Source organism: Calothrix sp. CBUCES-K 9914, from assembly GCF_059640475.1.
Genome location: NZ_JBXXZH010000094.1, coordinates 22,339 through 31,608, shown reverse-complemented (window position 1 = coordinate 31,608; position 9,270 = coordinate 22,339). Strand labels below are relative to the sequence as shown.

The window sequence follows — 9,270 nt, the reverse complement described above, 5'->3', positions numbered from 1 at the left end:
CAACATTTCCACTTCATGATGCTAAAATTAACAATAATATGGGTAATATTGATATTAGTACTCTCAATGTTAATCTGAATCGAGTTATTGCTCAATTACCTACATCTATTATTGATGTATCAAATCAAATTAATCAAACTTGTTCTAACCAAGCTACTACAAATCGGTTTATTATTATTGGACGTGGTGGTTTACCTCTCAATACCACAGAAGCTTTAAGCTTAAGTTCTGGCTGGATAGACTGGCGCCATTTGGAACAAGAAAGCAAACGGCAAATAGTTATTGGGGATCAACTTGTGGAAGCAAATGCATGGCAAGTTGAAAATGGTCGAGTTACACTTGTTACAAACTATACACTTCCCCCAACTTCCGCTTGTAATGGTGTACAAAAACAAGTATCGAAGCCAAATTATTATTAAAAAGCTACGTATATTCATTGTCAGCATTGTAGCTACGGCTATCATACTATCTCATTTCCCAACCTTTGCTTCTACATTTATTGTTCCAGAAGCTGTAATTGATGGACAGGTGTTTTATACGGCGGGATTATATAATGAAGCAGTTCGTGCTTGGAATAATAATCTTCATCGTTATGTAAATGATAATGATAAACGAAATCAAGCTTTAATGCTTTCTTATTTGGCTTTAGGATATCAGCAAAATGGTCAGCGACAGCAGGCTCAGTCTTCGATATCACAAGCACTACAATTAATTAATCATAATGGCAAAGTTTTCGATACCCAAGTTGGCGCCCGCGTTTTTAACAATCATGGCGAGTTATTATTTAATCAAGGTGATGTAGAAGCCGCTCTTGATAGTTTTCAACAGGCTGAGAAATATTATAATGCCGATAACGATTCGATTGGTGTTATTGGTACACAGCTAAATTCTGCGCGCGCTTTACAAACGTTAGGATATTTTCTCCGTGCAAAGAGTATTCTCGAACAAGTCAAAACCTCACTCAGTCAGCAACCAGACTCAGAACTCAAGTTAACTGGACTAGTAAGCCTTGGTAATGTACTGCGAGTTATTGGTGACTATAAACGCGCGCTTTCTGTAATGAACTCTAGTTATCAACTAGCCATCGCAAATAAATTGACTTCACAAGCATTTGTAATATTACTTAACTTGGGAAAACTCGCAGAAGATCAAAATCAACCAACAACAGCTTTAGAATTTTATCAACAAGGCGCCGTCGAAGATAGTCCAGTTAGACTACAAGCTAGTATTTATTTGCTGAAAATATTAGTTCATTCAGGCAGCTACAACGAAGCTACTGAGATATTAAAACAAATTTATGCTATTTTACCCAGTTACCCACTCTGTCAAACTAAAGTTTATGCTCAAATCGAATTAGCAAGCGATTTGATAAAGATGAAAAGCTTGTATGATTCATTGTTATTATTGAGACAAGAGAAACAAGATTTTTTGATCGAAGCAGCAAAACTGTTGACAAACGCTTACAAAGATGCACAAACTTTAGGACATTTTCGTGGAGAGTCAATAGCTTTAGGACGTTTGGGAGGTCTTTATGAACAAACACAGCAATGGCAAGACGCAATTTCACTTACACAGCAAGCTTTAGATAAAGTATCACGAAAAGCAGGGGATATTACTTACCAGTGGGAATGGCAGCTAGGAAGAATTTGGAAAGCTAAAGGTAATATATTGGAAGCGATAAAACACTATAAAGAAGCATATCGAACTTTACAGTCATTGCGCCAAGATTTGGTAGGCATTAACCAGGATGCACAGTTCTCATTCCGTGAAAGCGTTGAACCTGTTTATCGAGAACTAGTAGATTTACTGTTGCAGGATGTTCCCGATGCTCCTTTAGAACAGCAGCAAGCTAATTTAATAGACGCGCGCTCTGCTATCGAAGCGTTACAAATGGCTGAACTGGCCAATTATTTTCGCCAAGCTTGTTTAAACAGTCAACCAATTTCAATTGAACAAATCGATACACAAGCTGCTGTTATTTATCCTATCATCCTCAACGACCGTATCGAAGTTATTCTCTCGCTTCCTAACAAACCTTTACGCCATTATGCTACTTTAATCGGCGCCGAACAAACGAAAACTTTGATTAAACAAATGCGTCACTCGCAAAGACGAACTTCATTTGAAAACGAACGATTAATCATTGCTCAAAAAATCTATACTTGGCTTATCAAACCTGCAATTGCTGATTTAACTCAAAAAAATATCAAGACGCTTGTATTCATTCTGGACAGTTCGTTCCGCAATATACCAATGGCTGCATTATACGATGGGCAACAGTATTTGATCGAAAAGTTTCAAATTGCTGTGGCGCCAAATTTGCAGTTATTCAAGTCCAAAGTTTTGTCACCCAATAAAATAAATATATTAGCAGGTGGAATTAGTATTGAAAACCAAGATTCCTCACCTTTACCTGGAGTTGAGCAAGAAATCAACTCTTTACGCGCTCTAGCTCCAACAAAAGTATTACTCAACCAAGATTTTACCATTAAAAATCTTCAAGCTAATTTAGAACATCCTTCGTATTCAGTTATACACATAGCTTCTCATGGTCAATTTAGTTCCAACTCCACACAAACTTATATCCAAACTTGGAACGAACAGCTTGATATTAACAGGCTAAATTATTTAGTTGGTAAGCGTAACTTAAAAGGTGTCGCTCCAATTGAATTACTGGTTCTAAGCGCTTGTCAAACAGCAAAAGGAGATGATTTAGCAGCTTTGGGAATTGCGGGGGTTGCCGTGCATTCAGGTGCCCGCAGCATTTTAGCATCGTTGTGGCAAATCAACGATGAATCGACGGCGTACTTTATGAATGTTTTTTATAAAGAGCTATTAAGAGGCGCCACAAAAGCAGAAGCGGTGCGTACAGCGCAAATTGAGTTACTTAGAAGTGATGAATATAGGCATCCTTATCACTGGGCAAGTTTTATACTAGTTGGCAATTGGCTATAGGGGATACATAATTGTGAATATATAAAAAAGTATACTCAAGGCGTATGGATTTTTTTGTAAAAGTATGCGGGTGCAGAGTCATGACAACCTGTTTGACAGCAATTGTATTACCATTACTGGCGCCAACGCTTGTTGGAGCAGTAACTCCGAATGGTGTGATTAATGAGAGTAGTAGTATAATTAGTGCTAGTTTTGAGCCACCTCCAAGAAAAGATGCTCCTCGTGGTGGAACCGCAGGTGGAGGTTCGCGTCCTTCAAGAGCTTGTGGGGATTCAAGTTTTAAAGCTAGAACGCCTAGGCTTACTGCTTTGAGTCCGGATAAGCATATGGGGTTATCGCATAGCAAGCATCCGGTTTTATACGTTTATTTACCAAAGACGAAGGCATCATTTGCAGAATTTAGCTTATTTGATACCAAAATGAATGGGGTTTATCAAATTAACATACCCATTACCAACAAAGAAGGAGTTGTTGCGATTAACTTACAACAGGCGCCAGCGCTTGCCAAAAATCAGCCTTACTACTGGTCATTTGCGTTGCCGTGTAACCCTGACGACCGCACAGAAGATTTGGTAGTCGATGGTTGGATTGAATACGTACCATTGAGTCAGAACTTGGAGCAGCAGTTAGTTTCGTCTTCTTCTATTCAACGTATCTCGCTCTATGCCAGAAATGGTTATTGGTACGATGCTGTCGCAACACTTATCGAACTTCAAGAAAAAGAACCAAACGATTTCCAACTTGCGAAAACTTGGAACGAACTGCTAACTTCCGTTGGTTTAAGTCTAAATATAATTGCAACGGCAAATTAGCTTCACACTTTTTAATTGCCCCACTTCCCCACTCCTCATTTATGCGGAAAAGGTTGAAAATACGAATTCTTTGGTGGCGTAGTGTTGAAATGACTGCTGTATTTACTACACTTGCTGTTATTGCACTCCAACTCACAGGCGCCTTTACTATGCTTGAATGTGCGATGTTAGACCATTGGTTCAGACTTCGCCCTTACGAGCCTATTGATAAGCGGATTGTAATTGTCACCATTAACGAGAAGGATATTTCTCATTTTAGAAGCTGGCCTATTTATGATGCAACGCTTGCAAAGTTACTTGATAAAATTAAGCAACAGCAACCAGCAGTAATTGGCTTGGATTTATACCGCAATTTACCAGTGGAACCTGGGAATCAGGAACTGTTGAAGGTATATGAATCGACGCCAAACTTGATTGGTATTCAAAAAGTCGTCAGCAATGCCAATGGACCTGTCGTTGATCCCCCACCGATACTCGGCGCTCGTAATCAGGTAGCAGCTTGTGATTTAGTATTAGAAAGCGACGGTAAAGTCAGACGCTATTTACTATCGATACGAGTCGATAGGGAAAACCGAACGTATTTAACATTAGGAGCAAAATTAGCGCTAACTTATTTAGAAACATTAAATATTAAACCAATCAGCGATGGAAAAGAGCAAGCGCTTTACCTGGGAAAGGCTAAATTTTTACCTTTGCAGGATAATGAAGGAGGTTTTGTGCGCGCGGATGTTGGTGGATATCAAATTTTAGCTAATTTCCGCAATTCACAACCTGGGGTGACAAAAATTCCAGTTTTAGATATCCTCGAAAACCGAGTACCTCCTGATTTGATGCAGGATAAAGTCGTCTTAGTCGGTTCAGTTGCAGAAAGTTTTAGTGAAAAATTTTACACTCCATATACACATGGTATAAACACAGCATGGTCGGGTGTCGAATTACATGCTGACTTAACGAGTCAAATTTTGAGTGCAGCATTAGATGATAGACAATTATTGCGAGGTATATCTGAACCACTAGGATGGTTGTGGATACTGATTTGGTCAAATGTAGGTGCTTTCCTAGGGTGGGAAATTAGACCGAAATTTGGACGAAAATCACAGCGACGCACACAATCTAATTCACTGTTGCTATTAATAACTATATTATTACCAAGCGCAATAGTAACTCTAGGAGCTAGTACTTACTCAATGTTTATTGCGGGATACTGGGTAACTTTAGTATCACCTTTATTAGGACTAGTAAGTGCTGCGTTTGTAAGTAGAAGTTATTTGTTGTTGCGTTCTATACAGCTTTCACATCAAAGTTTGAGTAATTACGCTCAAACACTAGAATTAAAAGTCAAAGAACGCACTCAGGAACTTATGGAGAAAAATATAGCGCTCGAAATTGCGAGACAAGAAGCTGAGTCTGCGAGCATTGCCAAAACTTCATTTTTAGCTAACGTTAGTCACGAACTACGTACTCCTTTAAATGCAATTCTCGGTTTTAGCCAAATTCTTGCGCGCGACGAGCAGTTAACATTAGACCAAAAACAGCATATTGAAATTATTAATCGTAGTGGTAAACACTTACTAGAGCTAATTAACGACGTATTGTCAATGTCCAAAATTGAAGCAGGTAGGACAATATTAGTTGAAAAAACCTTTGATTTGTATGCATTGTTAGATTCAATACACAAAATGCTGCAATTGCGTGCAACAAGTAAGAGTTTGGAATTCAAATTTGAATTTGTTGGCAACATCCCACAGTATATCAGTGCAGATGAAGGCAAACTGCGTCAAATTCTGATTAATTTATTAGGTAATGCGATAAAATTCACTACTCAAGGTAGCGTTACCCTGCATGTTAAATTAGTGGAAGCGCAAATTCCCCAATTACTTACATCACAATTGGCATCACCATTAAAATCAGCACAACAACCAAATACTCATACAAATCAATCACATTCTGCGTTTGACATACTTCGAGAAACTGTAAATCAGTATTTTTCAACAAAACAAACTGTTTTACCTAAAAACACATCTAAGAATATATCTATTGACAAATTTACGAAAAGGTACAAACTGTTTACGATTCCTCAGTATCGTCAACTATCTAAACTACAAAACTTATTTTCAAGAAAACAACAAATAGCTGATAATAATGAGAATAATAATAATATTAGTCAAGACATGAATGAACCAACAAATTTTCAGCGACTTGTGTTTGAAGTAACGGATACAGGTTCTGGAATAGAATATCAAGACCTTGATAACCTATTTAACCCTTTCGTTCAAACCCAACTTGGTCGTCAGTCAATGGAAGGAACGGGTTTGGGATTGGCAATTAGTCGAGAATACGTTAAGCTAATGGGTGGAGATATTGAAGTTAGCAGTGTTCTTAATCAAGGTTCAACTTTCTGTTTTGACATCAAGTTTAATTATGCCGCACATGTATTAATAGAAGATGTGGCGCCAACTTATCAGATTACAGGGTTAGCCAAAAATCAGCCAAGCTACCGTATCTTAATTGCTGAAGACGTAGAAGAAAATCGACTTTTATTATTGAAACTACTTTCTCCGATAGGTTTTGAGGTACGACAAGCTATCAATGGTAGTGAAGCAGTAGAAAATTGGATTCGTTGGCGCCCGCATCTTATACTTATGGATATGCGAATGCCAGTAATGGACGGTTATGAAGCTACGCAAAAAATTAGAGAGCTTGAACAAACCGAAAACAACCGATATAGTCATTACGAATCTCCAGACAACTTTCAACAACAACACCCTCATACTGTAATTATTGCTTTAACAGCAAGTACATTTGAAGAACAAAAAGAAGAGTTTATCAAAGCTGGGTGTGATGCTTTTGTCGGGAAACCAGTCAGTGAACAACTGCTTTACAATCAAATAGCCAAATATTTAAACGTTAAGTATACATACGCTGAATCTACAAAACACGAGCCAAAAATCAACAATAATCAACAGCCTCTAACACTCGAATTACATCCTGACTCACTTCAAATCATGTCTGAAGAGTGGATAGGTAAATTACATTACGCTGCAATATCTTTAAACGATGAATCAATCATCGAACTTATCAAAGATATTCCTGATACCTACGCTAGTCTTGCAGAAGCTTTGAATCATTTAGTTGATAACTTCCGTCTCGATATTATCGCCCAAAGTATTGAGTCTTATCGAGACGAACAAGAAACCCAGTTTCTATAATGTTGCAAATAAAGCTTGCCAGTCAATAATATCAGGGCGCCTGCCTTGATTAACCAACTCAAATATTTTGTTTTCGGTTTCTGTATAAGTCAGACATTCAACACAAGCTGCTGCCACATCTATACGACTCGTTTGTCCAACAACTTTATCACCTATATCAATCACTACACCTAATTTCCCTTGGGTACTAGCTTTGAGTAAAGTGTTGAGGTCATAGGAAGTGTAGGGGCCGTCAATTAATCTAACTGGACGAACAATAGTGTAGGGTAATCCAGATTTTATAATATTTTCCTCACCCTTTTGTTTGGCATCAAGAGCACCAAAAGCATTAAGTAGCGAAAACGGAAATTGATTTTTACGCAGAATACCACAAGAAGAGACATAAACGAACCGTTTTAAATCACGTGGCGCCGCATTTACCAAATTTGTAACACCAATATTATCAACTTGTTCAGGGCTATTTTTTGCTTTTTGCTTCAACTTTTGTGAGTCAAATAAAGCTTCAAACCAGTTCCAGTCAGACTCAAACTGCCACTTATCAGAAGGATATGCAGTTGTGCCTGTACAGCATATTATATATTTTACGCCTGCAACAGCCACTCTTAAAGACTCAGCTTGCCGAATATCACCAACCACAGCATCAACACGGTTATCAAACATTGTTTGTACTTTTTGCGGACTGCGGGTTAAAGCACGAACCGAGTAACCTTTTTCAAGCAACTTACCCACCGTCAACTGTCCCACACCCCCAGTGGCGCCAGTAACCAAAATCAAATCATCGGACGATATATTTACAGCAGCCATATCTTAACCTTCTCAAATAACACTTCAGTAGAATCACCGTTGCCATACTCATATTAATAAATTAACACAGCGTATAACAATATATCTTCTCTCTTTATGCTGAATTTATTTCAATCATCTTATTGCTTTGTATACAAAAGTAGGGTGCGTGACGCTACAAAGATTCTCAAACGAAGCGCAATTCTAGTAGCGTCACGCACCCAGCCAATTAATATATGAAATTAATTCGTAGAAATTACAGATAATACTTTAAAGAATAAAGACTGTATAAAACCCTTGCAAATACCCAAGTCAAGTGACAATAATAGAACATAAGATCAACGAGGTGCTTAACAGCATAAGCGTTAAAAGATTAAGCTATGACATTAAAAAACAGTATTCGCTGGGGAATAGTAACTGTTCCAGTTGCTGCATCATTGTTTATCAGTTTGGGTGAAGCGAAAGCTGCTGAACTAGGAGCAGCATCGAATTACAACGTGTTTGTAATAGGAGATGTTCAGCAGAAATTTACAGACATTGAAGGAAAGCTTGCTGCTGGTGGTAATATTTACTATGTTGGAGGAATTGGTAGCAGATTAGCATCAAACAGTGGTGATGTAGTCATTGCTGGTGGTGACTTAACGATGAGTAACGGGCAAGTGTATAATGGCAATGCTGTTTATGGTGGTGTTGCAAATGTAGCGGGCAACGTCGGTATACCTCAAGGACAACTTATAAAACTTGCCCCAGTTGACTTTAACGCAGCAGCAAACCAACTCCGACAACTTTCCATACACTTATCAACCTTAGCTCCAACAGGTAAAACAACGGTTCAACCTTGGGGTGGTATTGATCTATTGGGAAGCGTTACAAACTTCAACGTTTTCAACCTCTTGGGTGCAGATTTATCGAAAACCAACACTTTTAACATTAGCGCAGACCCAAACTCTACCGTTGTTGTCAATGTCAGTGGTAAAGACATTTCAATGCAAAACTTTGGATTTAATATTGCAGGTACAAACCGCAATAAAGTGCTGTACAATTTCTTTGAAGCTACTAATATTACCGCTAGTGGTATTGGTATTCAAGGAAGTATACTGGCGCCGCTTGCCAAATTCAACTTCAACAACGCACAAATTAACGGCAACGTAATTGTAGCATCTTTAGAAGGTAACGGTGAATCACACAATTACCTATTCGACGGTGACTTACCCGACATTCCCACTTTTGCAGAACCAAAATCAGTTCCAGAACCAGCTTCTCTTCTAGGACTAGGACTACTTGCTGGTATTGTAATTAAAAAACGTAATAACTGCAAAGCATAAATTTAAAGATGCTTCACTACGTTCGCTTGAAACAGTTTTTCGTTAAAATGCGTAAGTCCTATATATAAAAGGCTGGGCATTATTTAGGAAGACTAAAAAGAACACTTATGATACAAAGAAAGTAGAAATATCAAGGTGAGAAAAATATTAATAACTCTTTATTTTAATATTAAACCCCCTTGCAGG

General features: G+C 38.1%; 5 protein-coding genes and 1 pseudogene. 5 read left to right on the top strand and 1 reads right to left on the bottom strand.

Going from position 1 to position 9,270, the window contains the following annotated elements:
- The 4 genes and pseudogenes from AC2JBO_RS21080 to AC2JBO_RS21065 form a co-directional block, all read left to right on the top strand.
- Positions 1–419 (top strand): annotated as a pseudogene (locus AC2JBO_RS21080) (hypothetical protein); the annotation flags it as partial.
- On the top strand, positions 379–2,955 hold the full coding sequence (locus AC2JBO_RS21075) for a CHAT domain-containing protein (protein WP_496955611.1): 2,577 nt from the start codon (positions 379–381) through the stop codon (positions 2,953–2,955). The pseudogene AC2JBO_RS21080 and the gene AC2JBO_RS21075, both read left to right, overlap by 41 nt.
- 80 nt (positions 2,956–3,035) lie before the next feature.
- On the top strand, positions 3,036–3,767 hold the full coding sequence (locus tag AC2JBO_RS21070) for a DUF928 domain-containing protein (protein WP_496955610.1): 732 nt from the start codon (positions 3,036–3,038) through the stop codon (positions 3,765–3,767).
- Positions 3,768–3,820: 53 nt separating this feature from the next.
- Entirely contained in the window at positions 3,821–6,976 is a 3,156-nt protein-coding gene (locus AC2JBO_RS21065) for a CHASE2 domain-containing protein (protein WP_496955609.1), read from the top strand.
- Here the strand turns inward: AC2JBO_RS21065 and AC2JBO_RS21060 are convergent.
- A complete protein-coding gene (locus tag AC2JBO_RS21060) occupies positions 6,971–7,780 on the bottom strand; it encodes an SDR family oxidoreductase (RefSeq protein ID WP_496955608.1) in 810 nt (269 codons plus the stop codon). The two genes, AC2JBO_RS21065 and AC2JBO_RS21060, sit on opposite strands and share 6 nt — an antisense overlap.
- A gap of 359 nt (positions 7,781–8,139) precedes the next feature.
- Here AC2JBO_RS21060 and AC2JBO_RS21055 point away from each other — a divergent pair, with 359 nt between their 5' ends.
- Entirely contained in the window at positions 8,140–9,084 is a 945-nt protein-coding gene (locus AC2JBO_RS21055) for a choice-of-anchor A family protein (protein ID WP_496955607.1), read from the top strand.
- The last annotated feature ends 186 nt before the right edge of the window (positions 9,085–9,270 follow it).